The following is a 25,095-nucleotide window of genomic DNA, read 5'->3' on the forward strand; positions in this document are numbered from 1 at the left end:
CGGCAGCCGGCTAGCGTTGGCGGAAGCTGAAAACGGCCCCCCTCCGGCGCTTCGCGCCACCTCCCCCGGAGGGGGAGGATCTGAAAAGCGAAACCCCGGGCCTTGCGGTCCGGGGTTTTCTTTTGGCGCTTAAGTGGCCGCGTCGAGGATCGCCTCGCGCACCAGGTCGGGACGCTCCATCGGCAGGAAGTGGCTGGTTCCGGCCAGGGTCTCGATCTTCACCGCCTTGCCCCGGCGGGCGAAGGCGCCGCCGTCGCCGATGCGGCAGGTCGAGCCGTGCTCGGCCGCGAGGATCCGCACCGGTCCCCGGAACTGGCTGACCGCGCGCCAGGGATCGTGGCCCTGGGCGGCGTAGTTGGAGGCTTCCCACGCCGGCGTGCAGGCCAGCTCGACCTTGCCGTCGGGACGGTCCTTGAAGCCGCCGCCGACATAGTCGGCCAGCATGGTCTCGGGCCAGGTCTTGAAGGCGCCCCGGCCGCGATAGGCGGCGAAGGCGGCCTCGCGGCTGTCGAACACCTCGCGCCGGCGGCCGGCGGCCTGGGCGATCGGCATGCGCTTCCACAGCCGTCCCGAGGTCCACGGGGCCTTGGCGTAGAGGGCCACCAGGCGCGGCATGATCACCGGATCCAGCAGGACGAGGCTCGAGACCTTGCCCGGCGCCTGGGCGGCGGCCAGCAGGCTGACCGTGGCGCCCATCGAGTGGCCGGCCAGCACCACCGGGGCCTGGTCCAGCGCCTTCAGCAGGCCCAGCAGGTCGTCGCGCAGGTCCAGCCACGAACGGCGGCCGTCGGGATCGGCGGCCAGGCGGCTGTCGCCGTGGCCGCGCTGGTCGACGGCCAGCACCCGCAGCCCGGCCGACAGCGGCGCCAGCAGGGCGCGATAGGTCTGGGCGTTGAAGCCGTTGGCGTGCACGAAGACCACGTCGACCGCGCGGTCGGCCGGGCCGAAGTCCAGCGCCGCCATCTCGCCGTCGCCGGCGGGGCTGTCGATGGCGATGAAACGCCGCTTGGGCTCGCGGAAGACGGCGGCGTCCATCGGCCAGAGGTTCCTTCTTCGGCTCTTCCCGCTAACGTAGGCGCCCACAGCCCCGCCGTCCAATGGAGCCGACCATGAATCCGCTCGCCACCATCGGCTACGAGACCGACACCCAAGGCGGCATGATCGACCGGCTGAAGGCGGCCGACGTCGAACTGGTGGTCGACGTGCGGGCGGTGGCCTCGTCGCGCAAGGCCGGCTTTTCCAAGACCCTGCTGGGAAACAGCCTGCAAGAGCAGGGCATCGGCTATCTGCACCTGCAGCCGCTGGGCACGCCCAAGGCCGGCCGCGACGCCGCCCGCGCGGGCCGCGTCGACGAGATGCGGGCGATCTTCACAGCCCACCTGGAGGAGCCCAAGGCCCAGGTCGCCCTGGCCCAGGCCACGCAGCTGGCCGGGGAAAAGCGCATCGCCCTGCTGTGCTACGAGGACGATCCGGCCTGCTGCCATCGCCGCATCGTCGCCGACCGTATCCGCCAGGCGCTGAAGTGCGAGGTCGTGGACCTGTGATCGCGACGGTGCTTGCCGGCTACGAGGCCGACGGGGCGGGCCTGGTCGAGCGGTTCGAGGCGATCGACCCCGCCGCGCTCTACGCGCCGGTGCAGGATTTCATTCCGGCCGTTTCGGCCCGGATCGCCGACATCGGCGCCGGCACGGGACGCGACGCGGCCTGGCTGGCGGGCCTGGGCCATGCGGTGGTCGCCGTCGAACCGGTCGCGGCCCTGCGCGAGGCGGGGAGGGCGCTGCGGCCGGACCTGGTCTGGGTCGACGATCGCCTGCCGGCGCTTTCAGGCTTGCGGGGCGAACTGTTCGACAGGGTGCTGCTGAGCGGCGTCTGGCAGCATCTGGACGACGCGGCTCGCGCGATCGCCATGCCGGCGCTGGCGAGCCTGCTGGCGCCCGGCGGGATACTGGTGATGTCGCTGCGCCACGGCCCCGGCGCGCCGTCGAGACCCGTGTGGCCGGTGGACGTCGAGGTGACGGTGACCTTGGCAGAGGCGGCGGGGCTGCGGCTCGTCCACTGCGTCGAAGCCGACTCGGTGCAGGCCGGCAATCGGGCGGCAGGGGTTACCTGGACTTGGGTGGCTTTTGCCTCCGCATCTCCTCCCCCGTGAAACCGGGGAGGGGGACCGCGAAGCGGTGGAGGGGGCGAGGCTGGGCGCAGTGCAAGCCGTCGCCCCCTTCGTCACGGCGCTGATAGCGCCGCGCCACCTCCCCCGTTTCACGGGGGAGGTGCCAGGTCGCCTCAGACCTGAGTCAGCTGCCACTCGCCGCGGCCGTCCTTGCAGGCGTTGTAGCGCTCGGTGGCCGGGCGCTGGCCGCGCGTCGAGATCGAGGCGGCGATGGTGCGGCACGACGGTTCGGGGCCGTAGCCGCCGGCGGTCAGCAGGCCGCTCGACACGTAGCCCGCGCCGTAGCCGCCACGGCCGACCAGCAGCCAGTTCGAGCCGGGCACGCCGCCCAGCACCTCGACGCGCTCGCCGGCCGACAGCTTGCCCACCACGCTCTCGCTGGTCGACGGGCCGGCGCGCAGGTTGGCGGTCGAGCGGACGGTGTAGTCGGCGCCGACGGCGTGGTAGCTGGAGAGTTGTCGAACGTTGCGCTCGAAGCGCAACGAGTCGCCCTGAATCGGCGGGCCGTAGGTCGAGGCCACCACGTCGACGCGGCCCGAGGCGCCCGTGCGCGGGTTGCTCCAGGCCTGCGACTGGCCGGTTTCCAGGGCCTTCTTGGTGGCGGCCTGGGCGCGGGCGGTGTCGGTCGACTGCATGCGGCAGCCGATGTACGAGCCCGCCGCCGCGCCGGCGGCCGCGCCGACCAGGGCGCCCAGGCCCTTCTCGTTCTTGGCCACCTGGGTGCCGAGCAGGGCGCCGACGCCGGCCCCGATCAGGGCGCCGCCCTCCTGCTTGCCGCCGCCGGCGTCGCAGGAGAACAGGCCGCCCAGCGGCTTGCCCTGGGCCAGGGCGGGGGCCGGCGCCGCGGCCAGGCCCGCAGCCAGCAGGGCGACGATCGACAGGGCGGTGGGAATGGACTTGCTCATGACGCGGTCCTCTGAGGGTTTGACGTCGCCGCCGCCGCCCGTGCTATCGTTCAGGTGAACAATGATAAGGGAGGCGACGATGGGTACTGAAACACCGTCCGACTATAGCTGCTTCACGGTAGAGGTCGAAGCGGGCGTCGCCCACCTGAAGCTGATAAGGGCGGAAAGCTTCAACTCCATGACGCGTGCGTTCTGGCGGGAGCTGCCGGCGATCGTCGGCGACCTGGATCGGCGGGGCGGGGTGCGGGCCATCGTCATTTCGTCGACCGGCAAGCACTTCAGCGCCGGCATGGACCTTTCGGTGTTCGCCGACGAGGGGATCACCGGCGGCGAGCCGGTCGACCGCCACGTGGCCGCCGAGGCCTTCCGTCACAAGGTGAAGGGCCTGCAGGAGACCTTCTCGTGCCTGGAGCGGGCGCGGATGCCGGTGATCATGGCCATACAGGGCGGCTGCATCGGCGGGGCGGTCGACTTCGCCACCGCCTGCGACATCCGCTACGCGACCGCCGACGCCTATTTCGTGATCCAGGAGATCAACATCGGCATGACCGCCGACGTCGGCACCTTCCCGCGCCTGTGCAAGCTGATCCCCGAGGGCTGGGTCAAGGAACTGGCCTATACCGGCCGCAAGCTGCCGGCGGCCAAGGCCCTGGAACTGGGCCTGGTCAACGCCGTGTTCGACAGCCACGAGGCCGTAGTGGCCCACGCGCTGGAGACGGCGCGCGAGATCGCCTCCAAGACCCCGCTGGCGGTGACGGGCAGCAAGGTGATCATCAACTACGCCCGCGACCATTCCGTCGCCGACACCCTCGACTACCTGGCCGTCTGGCAGTCGGGCATGCTGGCCGGCCCGCACATGGCCGAGGCCTTCGCCGCCAAGGCCGGCAAGCGCGAGCCGGTCTATCCGGATCTCGCGCCGATCAAGGCGGGGATCTGAGAGATTGATCCTCCCCCTCTGGGGGAGGTGGCCCGAAGGGCCGGAGGGGGGACATTTTCAGCTTTCGCGGCAGCTGAAAACGTCCCCCTCAGTCGCCCCGCGACAGCTCCCCCAGGGGGGAGCATCACGTCACCGCCCCTGCCAGATCTCCGGATGCTGGTCGAGGAAGGCCGACAGGCGGTCGGAGATGCCCTGCTGGTCGCGGGCCGAGGGATGCCAGTCGCAACCGGTCAGCTCCATCTCGCCGACCGGGATGACGGTCAGGCGGGCCTCGCCCTGGGCCTTCAGGGCCTCGGCGACGCGATCGACCTGGGCGGCGATCTCGTTCTCGGCGCTGGGCGGGGCCAGGAGGATCACGAAGGCCTGGGGCTGGCGGGCGCGGATCGCCTGGACGAAGCGGGCGTAGGTGGCCACGTAGTCGTCGCGCAGCGCCTGGCGGTCCTTCCACGGCTCGCCGGCCTTCAGCGGGGTGGAGAAGTCGTTGGTGCCCAGGTTGATGACCACCACCTGCGGACGCCAGTCGTCGTTGGCGTAGGCCGGCGCGGCGCCCAGCAGGGCCTTGGGCCAGGCCAGCGGCAGGGTGTCGCCGCCCATGCCGTCGTAGTTGCGCACGATCCCCCGGCCGGAGATCGCGTTGACCTGGCGGTCGGCGCCGAAGCGCTGGGCGGTCAGCGGGCCGAAGGCGAGGGCGTTGTCGGTGGTCATCCAGACGCCGTCGCCCGGGCAGGCGCGGGTCTCCGAGGCGTCGCCGTAGCCGACGCTGTGGGAGTCGCCGATGAACTCGATCTGGCGGCGGGGCGCGGCCAGCGGCAGGGCGCGGCCGCCCTCGAGAAAGAAGCCGCCGAAGCGGGCGGGGGCGGCCTGCATCTCGTTGACGACGCTGGCGCGCACCAGATGGCGGCCGTTGGCCAGGCCCTCGATGCGGTAGAGGCCCGGCGCCGGCTTGACCAGCCGGCCGACCGGCGCGCCGTCGACGGACAGTTGCAGGACCTGGTCGCCGGTCCCCACCTTGAACAGCACCGCCTCGCCGGCGAAGGCGGCCTCGAAACGGGCGCTCGGCCACTGGTAGGTCCAGCCGTCGGAGCCGGCGACCACGCGGCCGCTGGTCTGGGCGGGCAGGGGCGCCAGGATGGCGGCTTCGGGGACGGGAACGAGGCGCGGTTGGGCCAGCGCCAGGGCGGGAACCAGGGCGGCCAGAGCCGCGGCCGTCAGAAGTCCTCGAAGTCCCATCGCGCGCCCTTCCCGTCGTGTGCGAAGGCCTCGTGTAGCGGTCGGTGGGGATAAGGAAAGACGGAAAAGGTATTGCAGCCGTCCCGTCCAGGCCGTCCGCCCTAGATCGTCAGGCGCGCCCGGAGCGCGTCGAACGGCCAGATGTCGGAGAAGGGGGCGTAGTCGTCTCGATTGAGATCCTCCGCCACCCACTTGCGCAGGGGCGTCAGCATCTCGACCAGCGTTTCCATCAAGGCCGCGCGCTGCCTTTCGTCGAGCGCCGACGGGTCCAGGCCGCAGCAGATGGCGACGCTGCGACACAGCTGCAGGACCAGGAGGTATTCCTCGGAGGTGATCGTCCGCCCGGTTCCGATGGCGTGCAGGCAGCCTGCGGCGTCGATGGCTTGCTCGCGCAGTTCCTCCGCGCAAGCGGGTTCGTCGAGGAAGGCGGGATCGATGCGGCCCTCGGCGATCACGCGATCGGAAAAGGCGGGATAGGCTTGCCGCCACCGGCTGGAGGTCATTGGGGATCTCAGCCCTTCGGCGGAACGAAGCCTTCGGGCAGTTCGGCCCCGCGCAGGTCGCAGCCGGCGAGGACGGCGCGCGACAGGTCTGCGCCGATCAGGCGGGCGCGGGCGGCGCTGGCGCCCGACAGGTTGGCGCCGCGCAGGATGGCGCGGGTCAGGTCGGCGCGCAGGGCGCGGCCCTCGCCGATCACCAGCGGGCCGAGCTTTGCGCCCGACAGGTCGGCGCGGGCCAGGTCGGCGTCGGCCAGGCGTGCGCCGCGCAGGTCGGCCTTGCGCAGGTTGGCGCCGCGCAGGTCGGCGCCGACCAGATTGGCGCCCTGCAGTTCGGCGCCCTCCAGATCCATGCCGAAGAAGATCGCGCCGGGGGCCGACAGGCCGCTCAGCTTGCGGCCCTTGAGGCGGCGTAATGGACGGAAGTCGACCTGCGGGATGCTGATCGCCCGACCCTTGGCGCCGCCGCTGGCGCAGAACGCCTCGTGCGCCTCGAGCAGTTCGTGCAGCGGCTGGTCGTCGACATAGATCAGCGGCGGCGGGGCGCGCAGCACCTCGGCCAGATCGGCGTCTTCCAGGTTGGCGCCCGAGGTGTCGACCCCGGTCATCACCGCCCGCCGCAGCAGGGCGCCCGACAGGTCGGCCCCGAAGATCTCGGCGCCGGTCATGTCGACCCGGTTCATGGTGGCGTTGTTCAGGCGCGCGCCCGACAGCGTGGCGCCCGAGAGGTCGGCGTCGGTCAGGTCGGCGGCGCGGGCGAAGGCGCCCGACATCTGGGCCCCGCTCATCTTGGCGCCCTTCAGCAGGGCGTAGTCGAGGCCGGCCCCGTCCTCGGCGTGGCGCAGCAGGCGAAAGCCCTCGGCCCCGTCCTGCACGGCCGTCAGGCCTTCGCGCAGGTCGCAGCCGGAAAGGTCGGCGCCCGACAGGTTGGCGCCGCGCAGATAGGCTCCGCGCATGTCGACGCGGGTCAGGCGCGCGCCGCGCAGGTCGGCGTCGCGCAAGTCGGCGCCGTACAGCACCGCCCTGTCCAGCACCGCGCCGCGCAGCGAGGCTCCGGCCAGCAGCGCCCCGGTCAGGTCGGCCTCGGAGAGGTCGGCGCCGTCGAGCTCGAAGTGCGACAGGTCCAGATAGGCCAGGGTCGCGCGCCGGCCGCCCGGCAGGCCCTTCATGTAGCGGCCGTGCGCCTCCACCGCGGCCTTGACGGCGGCGGCGGGAGCCTTGCGGATCAGGCTCTGCGGCGATTGGGCGGGAAGGGGCGACATCTGGCTTTTTATCAAGTGTTCCGGTCGTTTATGCCGAAACTCCGCTTAAGGAACGGTTTGTTTTGCGGCTGTGAAACAAGTCACAGCCAGCCTTTTCGCCGGAACCAGATCAGCGGGATCAACGCCGCGGCCAGCATCATGCACAGGGCTAGCGGATAGCCCTCCATCCAGCGCAGCTCGGGCATGTGCTCGAAGTTCATGCCGTAGATCCCCGCGATCATGGTCGGGGGCAGGAACACGACCGAGAACACCGAGAAGATCTTGAAGATCTGGTTCTGCTCGATGTTGATGAAGCCGAGCGCAGCGTCGAGCAGGAAGGTGATGTTGCCCGACAGGTAGCTGGAGTGATCGGTGATCGACTGCACGTCGCGCTGCAGCGATTTCAGGTGGTCGCGCAGCTCCTTGTCGCCCTCGAACTGCTCGGCGAGGCTGGCGAACGACAGCAGGCGCGCCAGGCTGACCAGGCTGTCGCGGGCCTTGGCGTTGACGTTCTGGGCCCGCCCCAGGCGGCTGAGGATCTTCTCGAAGGCCGCGCCGCGCGGACGGCTGAAGATGGTGCGCGACTGGGTCTCGACCTCGCTGGCGGTGCGCTCGAGGATGTCGGCGGTGCGGTCGACCACGGCGTCGAGCAGGCCCAGGAAGGTCTGCGGACCGTGCGGGCACAGGCTGGGCTGGCGCTCGGCCTGGGCGGCGAACACCGAGAAGGCGCGCGGCTCGACGTAACGGATGGTCACCAGCTTGTCGCCGGCCAGCACGAAGGTCACCGGCGCGGCCGTGGGCAGCTCGCCCTCGGCGTTGACCAGGATCGTGGCGGTCATGAAGGTGCCGCCGTCCTCCTGATAGAGGCGCGAGGAGGCCTCGATCTCGGCCATCTCCTCGCGGGTGGGCAGCAAGAGGCCGATCGACTGCTCGACGGCCACCTCTTCGGCGCGGGTGGGGTCGACGAGCTCGATCCAGACGGCGTCGGCCGGCAGCCGCCAGTCGGGCGTCAGGCCGCCGGGCTCGAAGCCCGGGGCGCCTTGTCGGAGAACTCTCAGCATGGATCGACCCGGACCTTCACCCCACGGGTGTGGCAGGGGCCTTCGGTCGCGTCAACGCGCGACCTTCGCGATCAGCGCGGCTGCTGGGCCTGCTTGTCGTCGCCTTGGGCGGCGGCGATCAGGGCGGCGATGCGGTCGGTGGAGTCGGCGGCCTGGTTGATCATGTCCAGCGGGTTGGCGCGGACCGACGAAGCAACCTGGTTGGCGGCCTGCTTGGCCAGCGACACGGCGGCGTTCTGGGCGAGCGCCAGCTTGCTGGTGGCCGCGGCGATCGTGACCGCCTGCTGGTTCTGGTAGATGAAGCCGTGGGTCGGATAGACCGTGGTGCCCAGGTCGCGGATCGGGTCGTACCAGACCTTGACCTGGCTCCAGTCGCCTTCCGGCGAGACGTCGACGACGGTGACGTCCTTCTCGATCTGGCCGCGGGCGCCGTTCATGACGGACCAGTTGGCGTGGGTGACCTGGATCACCCGGTCGGTCAGGACTTGCGAAACAAAGGCCACGTGGCCGAGGTTCATGCGGCCGGTGGGCTTGAAGCAGAGGACGGCGCCGGCCTTCGGCGTGAAGCCGGTGTCGTACTTGCCGGTGGCCTGGCCCCACCAGGTGCGGGCGTCGCCGAAGATCTGGATGCCCGACATCAAGCGGGCGAAAGGCACGCACTGCCAGTACCCGTCGGCCACGGCGCTCGAGATCGGCGCGAGGCTGATCATGGCCGCAGCGGCCAGGGAACCCCAAAGGGCTCTCTTCCGTTTCGTCATGCTTGGGTACTCCCCCGCGTCACTGGGTAGGGGGATAACCCTGACGGAAAAATATGAAAAGAGTGTTTATTAGGCCACAGTAGCGGTTGCCGCCGTGCTACGGCGTCGCTTGGCCACAGATTTCATGAAGTCTCGGGCCGGCTTTTCCACCAGGTGGTACGAGGCCGCCGACAGCGGAACCAAGGCTGCGACGATTAACGCCCAGACGGCCAGCGGCAGTTTGTCGCTCTCTATATTCAAAAGCTTTGCCGCACCGTTGATCGCCAGGATCTTCCACGGGATGCAGATCATGTAGGTCGAGTAGCTGATCTCGCCCAGATACACGAAAAGGCTCTGCGAAGCGAAGGTCGAACCGGCCTTGGCCAGGCGCGCCAGCGATAGAATAAATCCGCCCAAAATGGTCACGATCAACGCATCGGGCGCCTGAAGCTGCACCGTGGCGAGCAGCAGGAGGGCGGCGAAGGCGGCGCCGATTCCCGCGCCGCGCAGGCTCACGTCCTGGTTCTTCCACAGGGTGTAGAGCGCGCAGCCATAGAAGAAGCACGGCACGATGCGCAGGGCGCCCCAGCGGATCGTCGCCTCGGTCAGCGGGAAGCCGGCCAGCTTTTCGAAGGCCGGATAGAGGGCGGCGATCACCAGCAGGGCGGCGCCGGTCAGCACCAGCGGTCGGTTACGCAGTCGCCAGGCCACGAAGGCGAAGGCCGGGAAGGAAAGATAGGCGAACCACTCGGCCGAGATCGACCACGAGGGGTGGTTCCAGCCCGACACCCGGGCGAAGCCCCAGGCCTGGACCAGCAGCAGGTTGGCCGGCAGGGCCTCCCAGGCCAGCATGTTCCTGTCGACGGCGATGCCGGCGATGCCGGCGACCAGCGCCATGGCGCCGACGCCCGCCAGCGTGAACAGGTGCAGCGGATAGACCCGCGCCAGCCGGTTCCACAGGAAGCCGCCATAGCCGAACCGGCCTTCCCCGAAGGCGGTCAGGTAGACGTGGCAGAGAATGAAGCCCGACAGGACGAAGAACGCCTCGACGCCCAGATAGCCCTTGGCCACCACGCCGGGAACCGCGCCGGCCACGGCGAGGTTTGGCCAGTAGTGGTACATCACCACCCACAGGGCGGCGAAAAACCGCAAGGCGGTTAGGGGCTTGATATGGGCGGCGTCAGGCATATCTGCTTCTTCCGTGTCCGAGTTTCGCTGCAATTCGCCGACCGCCGTTTGGCGGCCGCGGCGGGCTCAGCGGCGGGCTGGGACCTGCTCAATTCTCACTCAGCCTAGCCAGGACCCATGAACGAACTCCTTCACCTCGCCACCGACCCGGGCGCCTGGGCCGCCCTCGTCACCCTGGTGACCATGGAAATCGTCCTCGGGATCGACAACCTCGTCTTCATCTCGATCCTGTCGAACCGGCTTCCGCCCGAGCATCGCCAGCGCGTGCGCCGCATCGGCATCTCGCTGGCGCTGATCATGCGTCTGGCCCTGCTGTCGACCATCGCCTTCATCGTCGGCCTGACCGCCCCGGTGTTCAATCTGGGCATCGTCGGCCCGCTGGGCAGCCACGGCGAGCCTGCCTTCGAGACCGCCTTCTCGTGGCGCGACCTGATCCTGATCGCCGGCGGCCTGTTCCTGATCTGGAAAGCCACCAAGGAAATCCACCACACGGTCGACCCCAAGCACGAGAGCGGCGACGTCCTCGACAAGACCGGCGTCGTGATCTCGAACGTCGGCGCGGCGATCTTCCAGATCATCCTGCTGGACCTGGTGTTCTCGATCGACTCGATCCTGACCGCCGTGGGCATGACCGACCACCTGCCGATCATGGTCATCGCCGTGATCGCCGCGGTGACCGTGATGCTGCTGGCCGCCGATCCGCTGGGCAACTTCATCAACGCCAACCCGACCGTGGTCATGCTGGCCCTGGGCTTCCTGCTGATGATCGGCACGGTGCTGATCGCCGAGGGCTTCGGGGTGCACGTGCCCAAGGGCTACATCTACACGGCCATGGCCTTCTCGGCCGGCGTCGAGGGGCTGAACATGCTCTCGCGCCGGGCTTCGGAGCGGAAGCACAAGAAGGAGTAGCCGCCCCTCACGGGGCGGCCCCCTCCGGCCCTTCGGGCCACCTCCCCCAGCGGGGGAGGATCTGAAGCGCCGAGATGCTCCCCCTCTGGGGGAGCTGTCGCGGAGCGACTGAGGGGGTCTTCACCATGAAAGAAAAACGCCGCGACGGCCCTTCGGCTGTCGCGGCGTTTTCATTTTCGCCTCAGTGCGCCGGAGCCGGCGGCGGAGCCCGTCGCGGGGCCCGCTGCAGCATCCCCCGGGCGATCTCCTGCTCGCCGATCAACGCCTCGGTGGCGCCCATCTGGCCCAGCAGCTCGACGTCGGCGTCGGTGTAGGCGCGGGCGATGATGCGGGCGTCGGGATTGGCCGCGCGGGCCTGCTCGATGATCCGCGCCGCCTCGAAGGGGCTGGGCACCGCCACGAAGACGTGGGTGGCCTTGTCGAGGCCCGCCTGCATCAGCACCTCGGGGCGCACGGCGTTGCCGTGGACGACCTCGTAGCCGGCGGCGCGCAGCTCGGCGGCGCGCTCGACCTCGTCCTCGATCACCACCAGCGGCGTGCGGTTCCTCAGGCCCTCGGCCACGGTCTTGCCGACCCGGCCGTAGCCGACCAGCACGGCGTGCGGCTGGGCGGCGGCGGCCACCGGCTCGCTGGGGCCTTCTCCGGCCGAGACCTTGACCATGGCCTTGTCCAGCCAGGCGAACAGCAGCGGGTTGAGCAGGATCGACAGGATGGCGCCGGCCAGGATCAGGTCGCGGCCTTCCGGCGGCAGCAGCTTCAGCGACACGCCCAGGCCGGCCAGGATGAACGAGAACTCGCCGATCTGGGCCAGGCTGACCGAGATGGTCAGGGCCACGCTCTTGGGACGCTTGAAGGCCACGACGATGAAATAGGCGGCCACCGACTTGCCCAGCACGATGATCGCCACCGTGGCCAGCACCGCCAGCGGCTCGCGCAGCAGCACCATCGGGTCGAACAGCATGCCGATGGAGACGAAGAACAGAACCGCGAAGGCGTCGCGCAGCGGCAGGGTCTCGTTGGCGGCCTGATGCGACAGCTCGCTCTCGGCCATGATCATGCCTGCGAAGAAGGCCCCCAGCGCGAAGGACACGCCGAACAGCGCCGCCGAGCCGAACGCCACGCCCAGCGCGATGGCCAGCACCGCCAGGCGGAACAGCTCGCGCGAGCCGGTGTGGGCGATGCGGTGCAGGATCCACGGGATCACCCGGCGGCCGACGATCAGCATGAAGGCCACGAAGGCGACGACCTTGCCGATGGTCATGGCGAAGGCGCCCAGTATGCCGCCCGAGGCGTGGGCCGGGGCCGCGCCGCCCAGCACGCCCGACAGGGCCGGCAGCAGGACCAGCGCCAGCACCATGGCCAGGTCCTCGACGATCAGCCAGCCGACGGCGATGCGGCCGCGGTCGGTCTCGATCAGCCGGCGCTCCTGCAGGGCCCGCAGCAGCACCACGGTCGAGGCCACCGACAGCGCCAGGCCGAACACCACGCCCGGACCCCAGCCCCAGCCCAGCGCCACGGCCAGGCCCACGCCCATCAGGGTGGCGGCGGTGATCTGGGCCACTGCGCCGGGGATGGCGATCTTGCGCACCGCCATAAGGTCCTTGACCGAGAAGTGCAGGCCCACCCCGAACATCAGCAGGATGACGCCGATCTCCGCCAACTGCGGGGCCAGCTCCTGGTCGGCGACGTAGCCCGGCGTGAAGGGGCCGACGATGACGCCCGCCAGCAGGTAGCCGACCAGCACCGGCAGCTTCAACCGATTGGCGAGCGCGCCGAACACGAAGGCCAGGCCCAGGCCCGCGACGATGGTGGCGATCAGCGAGGTGTGGTGCAAAGGGCCTCCTTGACGGTCATCTTTTTCGGGCGTACTCAACCATTATGGGTGACGAACCCGTGGGACGCCAGATGCCACACGCAAAAATTCTCCTTCCTGCCCAGTGTCGGGGCGCCCGCGGGCTGCTCAACTGGTCGCAAGGCGAGCTCGCGGACAAGGCGGGGGTGTCGCGCAGCACGGTCAAGGACTTCGAGACCGAGCGCCACGCCTTGCACCATAGCACCGAAAGGCTCCTCATCGAGGCGCTGGAGACGGGCGGCGCTGTGCTGATCCCGGCCTCGGAGACCGGCGAGCCGGGCCCGGGCGTTCGGCTGAAGACGACCATCGACTAGGCGGGATCGATCAGGAGGGGCAGGGGCGTTGAACCACGAGGTTTCACCGGCGGACTACAAGGACCTGGTCCTGTTCCTGGCCACGGCCGGGATCGTCGCGCCGCTGTTCAAGCGCCTTCGCATCAATCCCATCCTCGGCTTCCTGCTGGCCGGCGTGATCCTGGGGCCGTTCGGCCTGGGCCGGCTGATCCCGATCGCGCCGTGGCTGGACTACGTCACCGTCGACAATCCCGACGAAATCGCCCAGCTGGCCGAGTTCGGCGTCGTCTTCCTGCTGTTCATGATCGGGCTGGAGCTGTCGTGGGAGCGGCTGCGGCTTCTGCGCAAGTACGTGTTCGGCCTGGGGGCGGCCCAGGTGATCGGCTGCTCGCTGGCGCTGGGCGCGGTGGCGATGATGCTGGGCCAGACGCCGGTGGCGGCGCTGGCCATCGGCTCGGCCCTGACCCTGTCGTCCACCGCCATCGCCGTGCCGGTGCTGGCCGAGCGCAAGCGTCTGCACGCCGAAGGGGGGCGCGCGACCTTCTCGGTGCTGCTGTTCCAGGATCTGGCGGTGGCCCCGATCCTGATCACCCTGGCGATCCTGGGGCGCGGCCACGGCGAGTTCGACGCGCGCGGCCTCCTGGCCCTGCTGCCCGCGGCCATGGGCCTGGGCGTCATCGTGCTGGTCGGGCGCCTGGCGCTGCGCCCGATGATGCGCTCGGTCGCCAAGGCCAAGAGCGAAGAGATGTTCATGGCCGCCTGCCTGCTGGTGATCATCAGCGCGGGCCTGGTCAGCTCCTTGTCGGGTCTGTCGATGGCGCTGGGGGCGTTCGTCGCCGGCGTGCTGCTGGCCGAGACCGAGTATCGCCACGAGGTCGAGGTCAAGATCGAGCCGTTCAAGGGCCTTCTGCTGTCGCTGTTCTTCGTGTCGCTGGGCATTCGCCTGGACCTGTCGCTGCTGGTCGCCTCGCCGGTGCTGGTGCTGGGCACGGCGGTCGGGCTGGTGGTGGTCAAGGCCGTGATGGTGTTCGGCCTGGGCCGGCTGTTCGGCCTCTCCAACCGCGCCTCGGGCGAGGCGGCCCTGGCCCTGGCGGCCGGCGGCGAGTTCGCCTTCGTGCTGCTGGCCAACGCGATGGACGCCGAGGTGGTCGAGCCGGCCGTCGGCCAGGCGGTGCTGGTGGCCGCCACCCTGACCATGTTCCTGATCCCGGTCCTGACCGGCGTCGGCGCGCGGCTGGGCCGCAAGGCGCCCGCCGAGACCACCGAGGCGCCGGACGGCGTCGACCTGTCGGTGGAGGAGCCCAAGGGCCGGGTGCTGGTGGTCGGCTTCGGCCGGGTCGGCCGGCTGGTCGGCGAGATGCTCGACCGCCACGACCTGCCCTGGATCGCCATCGACCGCGACCCGCGCCTGGTGGAGCAGGGCCGTCGCGCCGGCCACCGGGTCTATTTCGGCGACGCCGCGCGGGTGGAGCTGCTGGAGCGCTGCGGTCTGGACCATGCTCGGGCGGTGGTCGTCACCATGGATGGTCCCGAGGCCGCCGAGGCGGTGGTGGCCGCCGCGCGCGGGCATCGCCCCGACCTGACCATCGTCGCCCGGGCGCGCGACGCCCGCCATGCCGCGCGCCTCTACGAACTGGGCGCCACCGACGCGGTGCCCGAGACCATCGAGGCCTCGCTGCAGCTGTCGGAGGCCGTGCTGGTCGACATCGGCGTGCCGATGGGCCTGGTCATCGCCTCGATCCACGAGCGCCGCGACGAGTACCGCAAGGTGCTCAACCGGCCCGACGCGCTGGGCGGCCGGCGCCGGCGACTGCGCGACGCGGGCTGAGGTCGCCGGGCCTCGCGGCGGGCGGCCCGGCGGTCGGGTATCCCGACACCGCGCCCCAAACTTGGCCGTTTGCGTTGTTTTTCAGCCTCTCGGGCCTGCCGGACGCTACGGAAGGCCTTGCGCGGAAACGCTTTGCGTGCGAACCGAGGGGCGCGGGCGCCTTTCGAGGAGACCTTGCCGCCGGATTCGGCGCCGGGGAATTCGCAAGGCGTGACCGCGAGGTGTCGCGGGGGACTTCCGCCTCGGTGAAACTTTGGACGGTGTTGCCGAGCCGACACTTTCGCGGGACGCGCGCCTTGGTATAACGATGCTCGGCCGTTGGGCCGAGCAGGGCAATAGAGGGCTCTTGATATGAAACTCAAACTCCTGGCGGGAGCCGCCCTGGCCGCGGTCTTCGCCGCGTCGGGCGCTTCGGCCCAAGAGACCGGCTGGTACGGCGCGGTCGACCTCGGCTACCACTGGCCGACGGCTATCAACAGCGAGTCGGACGCCAACGCTCCGGACGGCGCTCACTATCACTGGACCTGGAAGTCGGAGAACGACTGGGCCGGTTTCGTGCGTCTGGGCTACCAGTTCACCCCGAACTGGCGCGCTGAACTCGAAGGCGGCTACCGTCCGGGCGACCTGGAAGGCGTCCGCGGCAACCCCGTCCGTCAGCAGCCGATCGGCCTGTGCACCCCGGGCGTGACCCGCACGACCTCGAGCCCCAAGTGCGGCTCGCCGGACGGCTCGATCGAGTCGTGGTCGCTGATGTTCAACGTCCTGTACGACTTCGCGCCGGACGCCAAGATCAACCCGTTCGTCGGCGCCGGCCTCGGCGTCAACCGCCTGGACGTCCAGACCCTGGGCCAGTTCAGCGGCGTTCCGGCCGGCCAAGCCGTCCAGAACCTGACCGTGGACGACGACGACATCGCCATCGCCTGGCAGGGCATCGCCGGTCTGGCCTGGAAGGCGACCGACAAGCTGAAGCTCGACGTCACCTATCGTTACTTCGCCACCGACGACCACAGCTGGAAGTCGACGGGTTCGGGCGCTCTGCAGCCCGGCACCTTCGAAGGCGCTTACAAGGACCAGTCGCTGACGGTCGGCCTGCGGTACTCGTTCGCGGCTCCGCCGCCCCCGCCGCCGCCCCCGCCGCCGCCCCCGCCTCCCCCGCCTCCTCCGCCGCCGCCTCCGCCCCCGCCGCCTCCCCCGCCGCCTCCGGCGCCGTTCGAGGCCAAGGAATTCATCGTCTACTTCCCGTTCGATCAGTACGTGCTGACGCCGGAAGCCCAGTCGGTGGTTTCGGAAGCCGCGAAGTACGCCAACGACGGCAAGGCCACCCGCATCGTGGTCGTCGGTCACACCGACACCTCGGGCTCGCCGAAGTACAACGTCCGCCTGTCGGAACGTCGTGCGAAGGCCGTGGCTGACGCCCTGGTCGGCCTGGGCGTCGCCCAGCAGACCCTGGCTGTCGACTGGAAGGGCGAAAGCGCTCCGGCCGTCGCCACCGGCGACGGCGTGAAGGAACCGCTGAACCGTCGTTCGACCATCTCGATCAACTTCTAAGATCGAGGTCGAACGGAGGCTCGAAGCTTCCCGACGAATGCGAAGGCCCCGGAGGAAACTCCGGGGCCTTTTGCTTTTCAGGACCCTCCGGGAGAGGTGTCGGCGAAGCCGGCGGAGAGGGGAGCGATTGCGAACCTGGCCGCCGCCTCGCAGGCCGATAGCGCCCCTCCGGCTGTTCTTGCCGTCCTCCCAAGGGGGAGGGGCTTGGCGGTGAGGTTCCTCTCCGGGGCGAGCGCTCGCCGGGTGCAACCGCGCCACATATCCCCGCTCTTTTTTGCTCCGAACCCTTCCGAAGAATCCGGAATCGTCGGGTGTCCGAGCCCTCCGGTCGCGGAGGTTCGTTAACGCTGGTGCGGCGCGTTGACGCGGCGAAAAATTATCGTGTGGGCAACCCCTTGATCCACACGGGGAACCTCGACGCGTTCACAGCTTGTTAACGAAAAACTCGCTTCGGAAGCGCTCCACCCCGTTGACGAACAGGCGGCGCCTGTGGCCCCATATATGGGTTCAGGGGGCACGAAGCCCACTATATGTAGCGGCTTTCGGAGAGGCGGACGGCTTCTCGCAAGCGCATGGTAAATGGACGGGTTCTGCTCATGACCGCTGGTGAAGCGACCAAGATTCAACCTGCCGCGCGCCCTGCGTCGGCCTTCAAGGAACGCCCGGCCCTGGCGCTGGTGCGCAAGGTCCAGGTGGACCGCTCGCGCGACGCGCTCCTGACCGATTTCGGCAAGACCACGCTGGAAGACCGCTATCTGCTGCCGGGCGAGTCCTACCAGGACATGTTCGCGCGCGTGTCGACGGCCTTCGCCGACGACGCCGACCACGCCCAGCGGGTCTACGACTACATGAGCCGCCTGTGGTTCATGCCGGCCACCCCGGTGCTCAGCAACGGCGGCGCCGATCGCGGCCTGCCGATCAGCTGCTTCCTCAACGCCGTCAACGACAGCCTCGACGGCATCCTGGGCGTCTGGAACGAGAACGTCTGGCTGGCGGCCAACGGCGGCGGCATCGGCACCTACTGGGGCGGCGTCCGTTCGATCGGCGAGAAGGTCAAGGGCCAGGGCCAGACCTCGGGCATCATCCCCTTCATCCGCGTGATGGACAGCCTGACGCTGGCGATCAGCCAGGGCTCGCTGCGCCGCGGCTCGGCCGCCGTCTATCTCGACATCCACCACCCGGAAATCGAGGAGTTCCTCGAGATCCGCAAGGCGTCGGGCGACTTCAACCGCAAGTCCCTGAACCTGCACCACGGCATCTCGATCACCGACGAGTTCATGCACGCCGTGCGCGACGGCCAGAAGTTCGGCCTGCGCTCGCCCAAGACCAACGAGGTCCTGCGCGAAGTCGACGCCCGCGGCCTGTGGCAGAAGATCCTCGAGCTGCGCCTGCAGACCGGCGAGCCCTACCTGATCTTCTCTGACAGCGTGAACCGCGCCATGCCGTCGTTCCAGCGCGAGCTGGGCCTGAAGGTGCGCCAGTCGAACCTGTGCAGCGAGATCATGCTGCACACCGGCACCGACCACCTGGGCCAGGAGCGCACCGCGGTGTGCTGCCTGTCGAGCGTCAACGCCGAGACCTTCCTGGAGTGGCGCGACCACCCGACCTTCATCGAGGACGTCATGCGCTTCCTCGACAACGTCCTGCAGGACTTCATCGACCGCGCTCCGGACGCGGCCTCGACGGCCGCCTACGCCGCCATGCGCGAGCGTTCGGTGGGCCTGGGTCTGATGGGCTTCCACTCGTTCCTGCAGAGCCAGAACGTGCCGTTCGAGAGCGCGCTGGCCAAGAGCTGGAACATGCGGATGTTCAAGCACCTGCGCCGCGAGGCCGACAAGGCCAGCCTGGCGCTCGGCGAAGAGAAGGGCCCGTGCCCGGACGCCGCCGACCGCGGCTCCAAGGAGCGCTTCTCGCACAAGCTGGCCATCGCCCCGACCGCCTCGATCTCGATCATCTGCGGCGGCACCTCGGCGGGCATCGAGCCGATCCCGGCCAACATCTACACCCACAAGACCCTGTCGGGCTCGTTCGCGGTGAAGAACCCCTACCTGGAGAAGCTGCTCGAGGAGAAGGGCCAGAACACCGACGTGGTCTGGGGTTCGATCCTGGAGAACGAAGGCTCGGTCCAGCACCTGGAGTTCCTGAGCCAGGACGAGAAGGACGTCTACAAGACCGCCTTCGAACTGGATCAGCGCTGGGTGGTCGAACTGGCCGCCGACCGCACGCCGGAAATCTGCCAGAGCCAGTCGGTCAACGTCTTCCTGCCGGGCGACGTCGACAAGTGGGACCTGCACATGCTGCACTGGATGGCCTGGGAACGCGGCGTGAAGAGCCTCTACTACCTGCGCTCCAAGTCGGTTCAGCGCGCGGCCTACGCCGGCGCCGACGGCAAGGAGGAGGCGGTCGCCGGCGGCTTCGACGCCCCGGGCAAGACCGACTACGAGGAATGCCTCGCCTGCCAGTAAGGCGGGCTTGCTAGGGCGCGCCAGGCGAAAGCGCGGGCGGTTTCGCCGCCCGACGCGCTCCACTCCAGCGACGATTGACCACAGCGGCGCGACATATCGCGCCGCTGTTTTTCTGCGCGGAACCAATACTGTCACGAGCTGTTCACCGAACGCCGGCGTTTTCCCGGTGGACGTATCCGATCAGGCGGATACGGTGGGCAGGATTGGGATTGGGGAATCCGCAATGCGTATCGTTTGCGTGACGATCGCGACGTGCTGCGGCGCCAGTTTGGCGCTTTCCGCGGCATCGTCCGATGCTGCTGTCCGTAAGGGCAAGCGCAAGGCGACGGCCAGACCGGCCGCCGCGGCGCCCGCCCTCACGCCTGCCTTGCAGAAGCTCGACCTGACCCGTCGCGACCCGTCGCAGGCCGCCGCGCCGTCGGCCGCCGCCTTCGCTGGCCGTCCGGCCGACTCCCGCGCCGTCGAGGCCGAGGGCGAGCTGTTCTCGGTGTCGCCGGCGGGTCTCTACGGCGACGCCAACCTGCTGGACGCCGATCGCTACTACAACGAGCGCGGGCCGGTCAGCTGGCGGTCGGGCAGCTATGTGGTGGGCGACAACGGCCACCGCGTGGACGCCGTGCGGGTCTCGGTGGCCAGCTCCTCGCGCCTGGCGCAGAGCGCGCCGCTCAGCCTGGTGCGCCCGGGCGCTTCCAATTTCGACACCGACAGCGTCGACGTCAGCGTCTCGCGCGGCTGGCCGGCGGCGGTCAAGTTCGACGCCGGCAAGCTGGCCGTCGACTTCACGCCGCATGCGGGTCTGGGCTTCGGCGGCGCCGGCGGCTCGGCTGAGGCCGGCGGCATGGTCCGCATCGGCAAGAGCGTCGAGGATCGCGTGATTAGCGGCCTGGGCGTGCGCGACGGCCGCGAGACCTTCGGCGACCGCGGGCGCTGGTACCTGTTCGCGGGCGCCAGCGGCCAGCTGGTCGGCATGAACCTGTTGCGCGGCCAGGACGGCGACTGGACCCGGGCCGGCGTCACCTCCGACACCGGCAGCCGGCTGGTCGGCGACGCCCAGGCGGGCGTGGGCTGGCGGCGCGGTCCGATGCAGGCCTCGGTCGGCTACATCCGCCGCGAGATCAAGGCCAAGGACCAGATCATGGGCATGGCGACCCAGGAAGACTCGGTCGTGGCCCTGTCGTTCAGCCTCAAACCGCATTGGTGACCGGTGTTTGATTTGGCTCCGCGACCTCGCGGCGCTTGAGTTTCCGGCCGCGATCATGCAGCTAGCGACGATCCGTCCGCAAAATCGTCGAGCGTCATGAGCGAGAGCGAGCCCCCGCGCCGCAAGATCCTGAGCCTGAAGAGCGGCGTCGCCGCGCCCGGCGGCCCGCCGCCGCTCGAGCGGCTGCAGAAGGCCGCCAAGGTGGTGACCCCCGAGCCGGCTCCGCCGCCGCCTCCGGCCGTGGGCGACTGGAAGTGCAAGCCCTGCGGCACCCGCTTCGATCCGCCGGCCGAACTGGCCGACGAGGACCACGTGCGCTGCCCGTCGTGCAACGCCCGCCTGGGCCTGGCCTCGGACTTCCGCGCCGACCCGCCCAACCTGGCCAAGCTGCGCGCGCGTCACCTGAAGAAGGCCGGCTGAGCCGGTCTTTTCGTCCCGGCCCGATCGGGCTGGACGACGTCCTGGCCTACGTCGCGCGTCCCGGCCAGCTCTGCCGCTGGGCGAGCACGCGGGCCACCTCGGCCATGTTCTCCGTGCCCCAGAGAGACAGCGGCTCCAGCGCCTTGGTCAGGCTGACCCCCAGCGGGGTCAGGCTGTAGTCGACCCTGGGCGGCACTTCCTTGTAGTCGGTGCGCACGACCAGGTCGTCTCCCTCCAGCTCCTTCAACTGCTGGATCAGCACCTTGTCGCTGACCCCGCGCACGGCCCGGCGCAGCTCGCCGTAGCGGGTGGGGCCCTGCAGCAGGAAGTAGAGAATCAGCGGCTTCCACTTGCCGGAGATGACGCGAAGCGTGGCGTCGAGGCCGCAGCTGAAGCCGGTGGTGCAGGCGGGGGCGTCGCTCATGTTCGCGGGACCTGAACTTTCTAGGCACTTACCAAAAGGTGCATACTTGTCGATAGGTATGTAGGTCGCCAATTCACTTGCCGCCACACAAAAGGAGGCAAGACATGACCAGACTTCAAGGCAGGACCGCCGTCGTGACCGGCGGCGGCAGCGGCATCGGCCTGGGCGCGGCCAAGCGCTTCGTCGAGGAAGGCGCGTTCGTCTACATCTTCGGCCGCCGGCAGGAGGCGCTGGACGCGGCCCTGGAGACGCTGGGGCCCAACGCCCGCGCCGTGCGCGGCTCGGTGACCGACATGGCCGATCTCGACCGGCTTTACGAGACGGTAAAGGCCGAACGCGGCGGCCTCGACGTTCTGCTGGCCAACGCCGGCACGGGCGCCTTCGCGCCGCTGGGCCAGATTACGCCCGAGCACTACGACCAGATCTTCGACCTCAACGTGAAGGGCTTGGTGTTCACGGTGCAGAAGGCCCTGCCGCTGATGGGGCAGGGCGGCTCGATCATCCTGACCGGCTCCAGCACCGGGGTGATGGGCACGCCGGCCTTCAGCATCTACAGCGCCACCAAGGCGGCGGTGCGCAACCTGGCCCGCAGCTGGGCGCTGGACCTGCGCGGCACGGGCGTGCGCGTCAACGTGCTGTCGCCGGGGCCGATCACCACCGAGCTGGCGCAGGAGGTGTTGGGCGAGGAAGGCGTGGCGGCCATGGGCGCCTCGACGGTGCTGGGCCGCATGGGCGATCCGGCCGAGACGGGCGCGGTCGCCGCCTTCCTGGCCTCGTCGGACTCCAGCTTCATGACTGGCGGCGAGGTGTTCGTCGACGGCGGCCTCGCCCAGGTCTGAGGCGCGCCTCAGCGCGGCGGCGGTGGCGGTCCCTCGCTTCCGCCGCCAGGTCCCGGAGGGCCGCCCGGGCCGCCCGGACCGCCCTCGGGCAGGAAGGCGGCGATGCGGTGATTGCTGAGGGTGAAGCGCACCGTCTGGCCCACCGTCACGCCGCCCAGCAGGCCGGGCCTGGCCATGGCGAAGGGCATCGCGCCCGCCGGCCAGTTCAGCGCCTCGTTGGCCTGATAGGCGATGGTCACCCGCTCGGCCCCGGCGTCGAGCGCGGTGACCACGCCGACGATCACCACCTTGTCGAGGTCGGCCTGCTTAGTCCCGCCCGGCCCCGGGCCAGGCCCGCCGGCCCCGCCGGAAGGCGGTCCGCCCGGACCCCGGCCGCCGCCGGGCGGCTGGGCGTGGGCGGTCGTGGCGAGCAGGGCGGCGGCGAGGGCGGGAAGGATGAACTTGCGCATGACCGATCGAGCGTGGCTTGGGCCCGCCCTGCCTAGCGGCCGAGTGCTGCGCGATGACTGCGCTCGGTTTCGCGCCTGCAATCTGGCGCTCAGCCTTCCGTGGTCGGATCCAGGCTGATCGCGCCGGGCTCGGGCTTGGGCCGGGCGCCGGCCCGCTTGAACAGTCCGCGCCAGCCGGTCGGCTCCAGGGTCGGGCTAGCCCAGACCTTGTCCTCCATCGCCAGCCTCTCGGCCGCGTCGTAGATCTTCCGCATGGTCGGCGTCTCGAAGCGCAGCATGTTGACGCCGTCGAAGTCGCCGGGGATCGAGGCCACGCTGAGCGGCAGGTTGTGGCGGGTGCAGAATCCCTCGGCCAGGCTCAGCGCCTGGCGGTACGAGAACCGCAGCATGGTCTCGAAACTGCGGCCCATGATCGAGGCGACGCCCGGCGGGGTCGAGCGCGGCGAGGGATCCAGCACCGTGTTGACGATGACGTAGACCCGGCCCCGGCGCAGACGCTGGCCCAGGTTGCGCCAGTGCAGCAGGGCGTCGGGCATCAGGAACAGAGGGGCGGCCACGCCGCCGTCGACGTGCATCTCCTGACGGCGCTCGCCGTTGGCCTCGACGTCGAACATCTTGGGCGGGAACAGGCCCGGCACCGTGGCCGAGGCCACCAGCACCTCGCGGAACAGCTTCACCGCCCGAGGACCGCCGTGGGCGGCGATGGCCCCCATGTCCCAGATCGAGGCCCGCTGGTTGTCGAGGTTGGTGGTGGCGATCAGCAGGCGCCGGCCCTTGGCGTGCTCGGCCGCGACGGCGTCGATCATCGCCTCGTCGACGAAGGGCTCGACCAGGGCGTCCAGGCTCTCGCCCTTGAAGATGCTGGGGCCCAGCGCCGGCGCCAGGCGACGCAGGCTGAGCAGTTCGGCGGCGTGGCCGCCCAGATAGGCCTCGGTCAGGCGGTCGTCCCAGGCCGGGCCGAGGAAGGCCAGCGGCGCGATCAGGGCGCCGGTCGAGACGCCGGTGACGATGGCGAAGTCGGGCCGCCGGCCGGCCTTGGTCAGGCCCGTCAGCACGCCCGCGCCATAGGCGCCGCCGGCCGCGCCGCCCGACAGGGCCAGGATGTTGAATTCGTCGACGCCGAGCAGCGAGCGCACCGGCGCCAGGCGGTCGGCGGCGGTCTTCAGCGCGTCTTCGGCCTGTTCGATCGACAGGCGCACGCCGGGAAAGTCGAGCGCCTCGACATGGGCGTCGGCCGCCGGGGCGGGCAGGCGCTTTCCGCGCAGCGGATCGGGTCCCTTCCAGTCGCGGAAGAAGCCTTGGATGGTGATCTTGTTGTCGCCCCCGCGGTCCCCTCCGCGCTCCATGGGCCTAGCCCCGGGCGCCGGCCAGGACGACCCCGACCAGCACGGCCGCGTAGTGCAGGCCAGCCCCGCCGATCACGTGGCCGTGCCAGATGGCGCGGCGGAACTTCAGCCGGCGCATCAGGTAGAAGACGGTGCCGGTGGAATAGACGAGGCCGCCGATGGCCAGCAGCAGCAGCGCCACCCACGACAGGCCCTCGATCATCGGCTTGATGGCCACCAGCACCAGCCAGCCCATGGCCATGTACAGGCCGACCCAGAAACGCTTGTCCAGGCCCGGCAGGAACAGCTTGGCCGCCACGCCCAGGGCCGCGACGCTCCAGACCGCCGTGGTCATGCCGATCGCCCACCAGCCCTCGAGGTTCTGGGTGGTGAAGGGCGTGTAGGAGGCGGCGATCATGATGAAGATGCCGGCGTGGTCGAAGCGGCGCAGCAGCGGCTGCCAGCGCGCCTTGGAGAAGTTGTAGGCCGTCGACAGCGACAGCATGGTCACCAGGCCGATGGTGTAGACCCCGATCGCCGCCATCTGGCCCAGCGAGCCCAGGCCGAAGGCCAGGCCCAGCAGGATGCCGCCGCCCAGCAGGGCGCAGGCCAGGCCGGCCAGGTGCACGATCAGGTCGGCCAGCTTGGCGCCCGTCGTCGGGTAGTGCTTGGTGAAGTCTGAGATCGTCATGGCCCGCCCAGCCTACTCAAAATCGGTGACGTATAAACGTCGATCATCATGGCGCCGAAAGGGCGGCGCGCAAGCGTGACCAATCGTCATGTCAGTCCGAAAAAGCCGTCCCAGGCCAGCTTGGTTCCGACCAGGATCAGAAGCACGTAGATCACCTTGTAGAAGCCCTCGGCCGGCACCTTGCGCACCAGCAGCACGCCGGCCCAGGTCGAGGCGATCGCCACCGGCAGCAGCACGGCCACCGTGGCCAGCACCTCGTGGGTGAACTGGCCCAGGGCGATGTAGGCCGGCAGCTTCATCCAGTTCACGACGGCGAAGAAGATGGCGCTGGTGCCGACGAAGACGTCGCGCGGCAGGCGGCGCGGCAGCACGTAGATCTGGAAGGGCGGACCGCCGGCGTGGGCGATCTGGCTGGTGAAGCCCGAGGCCATGCCGCACAGCACGCCCAGCCACGGGCGGGCCGGCCCGGTCTCGATGGCGGCGGCGGCCTTGACCGCCCGCTCGGCCCACAGGCGCTGGGCGGCGAACAGGATGGAGACGAGGCCGACCGCCAGCTCCACCGCCGCCGACGACACCAGCGCCGCCAGCGCCCAGCCCAGGAAGATGCCGAACGCCGCGGGCGGGGTCATCAGGATCAGCAGGCCCTTGTCCCAGGTCTTGCGATAGGCCCAGACCCCGACGACGTCCTGCACGATCAGCAGCGGCAGCAGGATCGCCGCGGCCTTCACCGGCCCGACCGCCAGGGCCATCAAGGGGGTGGCCACCACCCCGATCCCCGCGAACCCGCCCTTGGCCAGGCCCACCAGGATCACGGCGGGAATGGCGACGGCGTAGAAGAAGGGGTCGGTGAGCATGGCGGGGTGTTAGCAGGGGCGAGGCGGGCGGGCC

General features: G+C 70.0%; 25 protein-coding genes. 11 read left to right on the forward strand and 14 right to left on the reverse strand.

Translation table 11 applies throughout. The annotated features are described in order from the left end of the window. Window positions 1–129: 129 nt before the first annotated feature. Entirely contained in the window at window positions 130–1,035 is a 906-nt protein-coding gene (locus C1707_RS07580) for an alpha/beta fold hydrolase (RefSeq protein WP_101714055.1), read from the reverse strand. A 74-nt stretch (window positions 1,036–1,109) separates the two neighbouring features. On the opposite strand from C1707_RS07580, the gene C1707_RS07585 reads away from it, so the two are divergent. Next, the gene (locus C1707_RS07585) at window positions 1,110–1,544 is read left to right on the forward strand and encodes a DUF488 domain-containing protein (protein ID WP_101714054.1); all 435 of its coding nucleotides are present in this window, start codon (window positions 1,110–1,112) and stop codon (window positions 1,542–1,544) included. Then, on the forward strand, window positions 1,541–2,149 hold the full coding sequence (locus C1707_RS07590; RefSeq protein ID WP_101714053.1) for a class I SAM-dependent methyltransferase: 609 nt from the start codon (window positions 1,541–1,543) through the stop codon (window positions 2,147–2,149). The genes C1707_RS07585 and C1707_RS07590 overlap by 4 nt, the downstream gene beginning before the upstream one ends. A gap of 131 nt (window positions 2,150–2,280) precedes the next feature. Here the strand turns inward: C1707_RS07590 and C1707_RS07595 are convergent, their stop codons facing one another. Next, window positions 2,281–3,072 carry an SH3 domain-containing protein gene (locus C1707_RS07595; protein WP_101714052.1) on the reverse strand — a complete coding sequence of 264 codons (792 nt, stop codon included), beginning with the start codon at window positions 3,070–3,072 and terminating at the stop codon, window positions 2,281–2,283. Window positions 3,073–3,151: 79 nt separating this feature from the next. On the opposite strand from C1707_RS07595, the gene C1707_RS07600 reads away from it, so the two are divergent. Then, window positions 3,152–4,009, forward strand: a complete 858-nt coding sequence (locus tag C1707_RS07600; RefSeq protein ID WP_101714051.1) for a crotonase/enoyl-CoA hydratase family protein — start codon at window positions 3,152–3,154, stop codon at window positions 4,007–4,009. A 129-nt stretch (window positions 4,010–4,138) separates the two neighbouring features. Here the strand turns inward: C1707_RS07600 and C1707_RS07605 are convergent, their stop codons facing one another. The 6 genes from C1707_RS07605 to C1707_RS07630 all read right to left on the reverse strand — a co-directional run bounded on the left by C1707_RS07605 (window position 4,139) and on the right by C1707_RS07630 (window position 9,963). Next, on the reverse strand, window positions 4,139–5,239 hold the full coding sequence (locus C1707_RS07605; protein ID WP_101714050.1) for an SGNH/GDSL hydrolase family protein: 1,101 nt from the start codon (window positions 5,237–5,239) through the stop codon (window positions 4,139–4,141). Window positions 5,240–5,340: 101 nt separating this feature from the next. Then, on the reverse strand, window positions 5,341–5,742 hold the full coding sequence (locus C1707_RS07610) for a hypothetical protein (RefSeq protein WP_101714049.1): 402 nt from the start codon (window positions 5,740–5,742) through the stop codon (window positions 5,341–5,343). Between the two features lie 8 nt (window positions 5,743–5,750). After that, entirely contained in the window at window positions 5,751–6,998 is a 1,248-nt protein-coding gene (locus C1707_RS07615; RefSeq protein ID WP_101714048.1) for a pentapeptide repeat-containing protein, read from the reverse strand. 80 nt (window positions 6,999–7,078) lie between these two features. Further along, window positions 7,079–8,038, reverse strand: a complete 960-nt coding sequence (gene corA, locus C1707_RS07620; protein WP_101714047.1) for a magnesium/cobalt transporter CorA — start codon at window positions 8,036–8,038, stop codon at window positions 7,079–7,081. Window positions 8,039–8,109: 71 nt separating this feature from the next. Beyond that, on the reverse strand, window positions 8,110–8,796 hold the full coding sequence (locus tag C1707_RS07625) for a CHAP domain-containing protein (RefSeq protein ID WP_101714046.1): 687 nt from the start codon (window positions 8,794–8,796) through the stop codon (window positions 8,110–8,112). 69 nt (window positions 8,797–8,865) lie between these two features. Beyond that, window positions 8,866–9,963: an acyltransferase family protein gene (locus C1707_RS07630; RefSeq protein WP_101714045.1), complete on the reverse strand. Its 1,098-nt coding sequence runs from the start codon at window positions 9,961–9,963 to the stop codon at window positions 8,866–8,868. Window positions 9,964–10,080: 117 nt separating this feature from the next. Between C1707_RS07630 and C1707_RS07635 the strand changes: the two genes are divergently transcribed. Next, window positions 10,081–10,872 (forward strand): TerC family protein, encoded by a 792-nt coding sequence (locus C1707_RS07635; protein WP_101714044.1) that lies wholly within the window; start codon window positions 10,081–10,083, stop codon window positions 10,870–10,872. Window positions 10,873–11,053: 181 nt separating this feature from the next. On the opposite strand, the gene ybaL is transcribed toward C1707_RS07635, so the two are convergent. Then, window positions 11,054–12,706 carry a YbaL family putative K(+) efflux transporter gene (gene ybaL, locus C1707_RS07645; protein ID WP_101714043.1) on the reverse strand — a complete coding sequence of 551 codons (1,653 nt, stop codon included), beginning with the start codon at window positions 12,704–12,706 and terminating at the stop codon, window positions 11,054–11,056. 71 nt (window positions 12,707–12,777) lie between these two features. On the opposite strand from ybaL, the gene C1707_RS07650 reads away from it, so the two are divergent. The 6 genes from C1707_RS07650 to C1707_RS07675 all read left to right on the forward strand — a co-directional run bounded on the left by C1707_RS07650 (window position 12,778) and on the right by C1707_RS07675 (window position 20,479). Beyond that, complete coding sequence (locus tag C1707_RS07650) at window positions 12,778–13,038, forward strand: helix-turn-helix domain-containing protein (protein ID WP_101714105.1); 261 nt, start codon at window positions 12,778–12,780, stop codon at window positions 13,036–13,038. A gap of 28 nt (window positions 13,039–13,066) precedes the next feature. Then, window positions 13,067–14,845, forward strand: a complete 1,779-nt coding sequence (locus C1707_RS07655; protein WP_101714042.1) for a cation:proton antiporter domain-containing protein — start codon at window positions 13,067–13,069, stop codon at window positions 14,843–14,845. A gap of 351 nt (window positions 14,846–15,196) precedes the next feature. Then, complete coding sequence (locus tag C1707_RS26965) at window positions 15,197–16,393, forward strand: OmpA family protein (protein WP_101714041.1); 1,197 nt, start codon at window positions 15,197–15,199, stop codon at window positions 16,391–16,393. A gap of 590 nt (window positions 16,394–16,983) precedes the next feature. Then, entirely contained in the window at window positions 16,984–18,858 is a 1,875-nt protein-coding gene (locus C1707_RS07665; RefSeq protein WP_101714104.1) for a ribonucleoside-diphosphate reductase subunit alpha, read from the forward strand. 223 nt (window positions 18,859–19,081) lie between these two features. Then, the gene (locus C1707_RS07670; RefSeq protein ID WP_101714040.1) at window positions 19,082–20,059 is read left to right on the forward strand and encodes a lipid A-modifier LpxR family protein; all 978 of its coding nucleotides are present in this window, start codon (window positions 19,082–19,084) and stop codon (window positions 20,057–20,059) included. A gap of 96 nt (window positions 20,060–20,155) precedes the next feature. Beyond that, window positions 20,156–20,479: a hypothetical protein gene (locus C1707_RS07675; RefSeq protein WP_101714039.1), complete on the forward strand. Its 324-nt coding sequence runs from the start codon at window positions 20,156–20,158 to the stop codon at window positions 20,477–20,479. Window positions 20,480–20,525: 46 nt separating this feature from the next. Here C1707_RS07675 and C1707_RS07680 read toward each other — a convergent pair whose 3' ends face one another. Continuing rightward, the gene (locus C1707_RS07680) at window positions 20,526–20,903 is read right to left on the reverse strand and encodes a winged helix-turn-helix transcriptional regulator (protein WP_101714038.1); all 378 of its coding nucleotides are present in this window, start codon (window positions 20,901–20,903) and stop codon (window positions 20,526–20,528) included. A gap of 104 nt (window positions 20,904–21,007) precedes the next feature. Here C1707_RS07680 and C1707_RS07685 point away from each other — a divergent pair, with 104 nt between their 5' ends. Further along, a complete protein-coding gene (locus tag C1707_RS07685; protein ID WP_101714037.1) occupies window positions 21,008–21,742 on the forward strand; it encodes an SDR family NAD(P)-dependent oxidoreductase in 735 nt (244 codons plus the stop codon). An 8-nt stretch (window positions 21,743–21,750) separates the two neighbouring features. On the opposite strand, the gene C1707_RS07690 is transcribed toward C1707_RS07685, so the two are convergent. The 4 genes from C1707_RS07690 to C1707_RS07705 all read right to left on the reverse strand — a co-directional run bounded on the left by C1707_RS07690 (window position 21,751) and on the right by C1707_RS07705 (window position 25,061). After that, a complete protein-coding gene (locus C1707_RS07690) occupies window positions 21,751–22,191 on the reverse strand; it encodes a copper-binding protein (protein WP_101714036.1) in 441 nt (146 codons plus the stop codon). A gap of 89 nt (window positions 22,192–22,280) precedes the next feature. Then, on the reverse strand, window positions 22,281–23,537 hold the full coding sequence (locus tag C1707_RS07695) for a patatin-like phospholipase family protein (RefSeq protein WP_101714035.1): 1,257 nt from the start codon (window positions 23,535–23,537) through the stop codon (window positions 22,281–22,283). A 4-nt stretch (window positions 23,538–23,541) separates the two neighbouring features. Further along, window positions 23,542–24,207 (reverse strand): PAQR family membrane homeostasis protein TrhA, encoded by a 666-nt coding sequence (gene trhA / locus C1707_RS07700; RefSeq protein ID WP_101714034.1) that lies wholly within the window; start codon window positions 24,205–24,207, stop codon window positions 23,542–23,544. Between the two features lie 86 nt (window positions 24,208–24,293). Then, a complete protein-coding gene (locus tag C1707_RS07705; RefSeq protein ID WP_101714033.1) occupies window positions 24,294–25,061 on the reverse strand; it encodes a sulfite exporter TauE/SafE family protein in 768 nt (255 codons plus the stop codon). Window positions 25,062–25,095: the final 34 nt, after the last annotated feature.

It is taken from the genome of Caulobacter flavus, from assembly GCF_003722335.1.
Taxonomy (GTDB): domain Bacteria; phylum Pseudomonadota; class Alphaproteobacteria; order Caulobacterales; family Caulobacteraceae; genus Caulobacter; species Caulobacter flavus.

Coding starts and splice junctions, on each gene's coding strand:
- C1707_RS07580 (WP_101714055.1), bottom strand. CDS start 1,035: ATGGACGCCGCCGTCTTCCGCGAGCCCAAGCGGCGTTTCATCGCCATC.
- C1707_RS07585 (WP_101714054.1), top strand. CDS start 1,110: ATGAATCCGCTCGCCACCATCGGCTACGAGACCGACACCCAAGGCGGC.
- C1707_RS07595 (WP_101714052.1), bottom strand. CDS start 3,072: ATGAGCAAGTCCATTCCCACCGCCCTGTCGATCGTCGCCCTGCTGGCT.
- C1707_RS07600 (WP_101714051.1), top strand. CDS start 3,152: ATGGGTACTGAAACACCGTCCGACTATAGCTGCTTCACGGTAGAGGTC.
- C1707_RS07605 (WP_101714050.1), bottom strand. CDS start 5,239: ATGGGACTTCGAGGACTTCTGACGGCCGCGGCTCTGGCCGCCCTGGTT.
- C1707_RS07610 (WP_101714049.1), bottom strand. CDS start 5,742: ATGACCTCCAGCCGGTGGCGGCAAGCCTATCCCGCCTTTTCCGATCGC.
- C1707_RS07615 (WP_101714048.1), bottom strand. CDS start 6,998: ATGTCGCCCCTTCCCGCCCAATCGCCGCAGAGCCTGATCCGCAAGGCT.
- corA (WP_101714047.1), bottom strand. CDS start 8,038: ATGCTGAGAGTTCTCCGACAAGGCGCCCCGGGCTTCGAGCCCGGCGGC.
- C1707_RS07625 (WP_101714046.1), bottom strand. CDS start 8,796: ATGACGAAACGGAAGAGAGCCCTTTGGGGTTCCCTGGCCGCTGCGGCC.
- C1707_RS07630 (WP_101714045.1), bottom strand. CDS start 9,963: ATGCCTGACGCCGCCCATATCAAGCCCCTAACCGCCTTGCGGTTTTTC.
- C1707_RS07635 (WP_101714044.1), top strand. CDS start 10,081: ATGAACGAACTCCTTCACCTCGCCACCGACCCGGGCGCCTGGGCCGCC.
- C1707_RS07650 (WP_101714105.1), top strand. CDS start 12,778: ATGCCACACGCAAAAATTCTCCTTCCTGCCCAGTGTCGGGGCGCCCGC.
- C1707_RS26965 (WP_101714041.1), top strand. CDS start 15,197: ATGAAACTCAAACTCCTGGCGGGAGCCGCCCTGGCCGCGGTCTTCGCC.
- C1707_RS07670 (WP_101714040.1), top strand. CDS start 19,082: ATGCGTATCGTTTGCGTGACGATCGCGACGTGCTGCGGCGCCAGTTTG.
- C1707_RS07675 (WP_101714039.1), top strand. CDS start 20,156: ATGAGCGAGAGCGAGCCCCCGCGCCGCAAGATCCTGAGCCTGAAGAGC.
- C1707_RS07680 (WP_101714038.1), bottom strand. CDS start 20,903: ATGAGCGACGCCCCCGCCTGCACCACCGGCTTCAGCTGCGGCCTCGAC.
- C1707_RS07685 (WP_101714037.1), top strand. CDS start 21,008: ATGACCAGACTTCAAGGCAGGACCGCCGTCGTGACCGGCGGCGGCAGC.
- C1707_RS07690 (WP_101714036.1), bottom strand. CDS start 22,191: ATGCGCAAGTTCATCCTTCCCGCCCTCGCCGCCGCCCTGCTCGCCACG.
- C1707_RS07695 (WP_101714035.1), bottom strand. CDS start 23,537: ATGGAGCGCGGAGGGGACCGCGGGGGCGACAACAAGATCACCATCCAA.
- trhA (WP_101714034.1), bottom strand. CDS start 24,207: ATGACGATCTCAGACTTCACCAAGCACTACCCGACGACGGGCGCCAAG.
- C1707_RS07705 (WP_101714033.1), bottom strand. CDS start 25,061: ATGCTCACCGACCCCTTCTTCTACGCCGTCGCCATTCCCGCCGTGATC.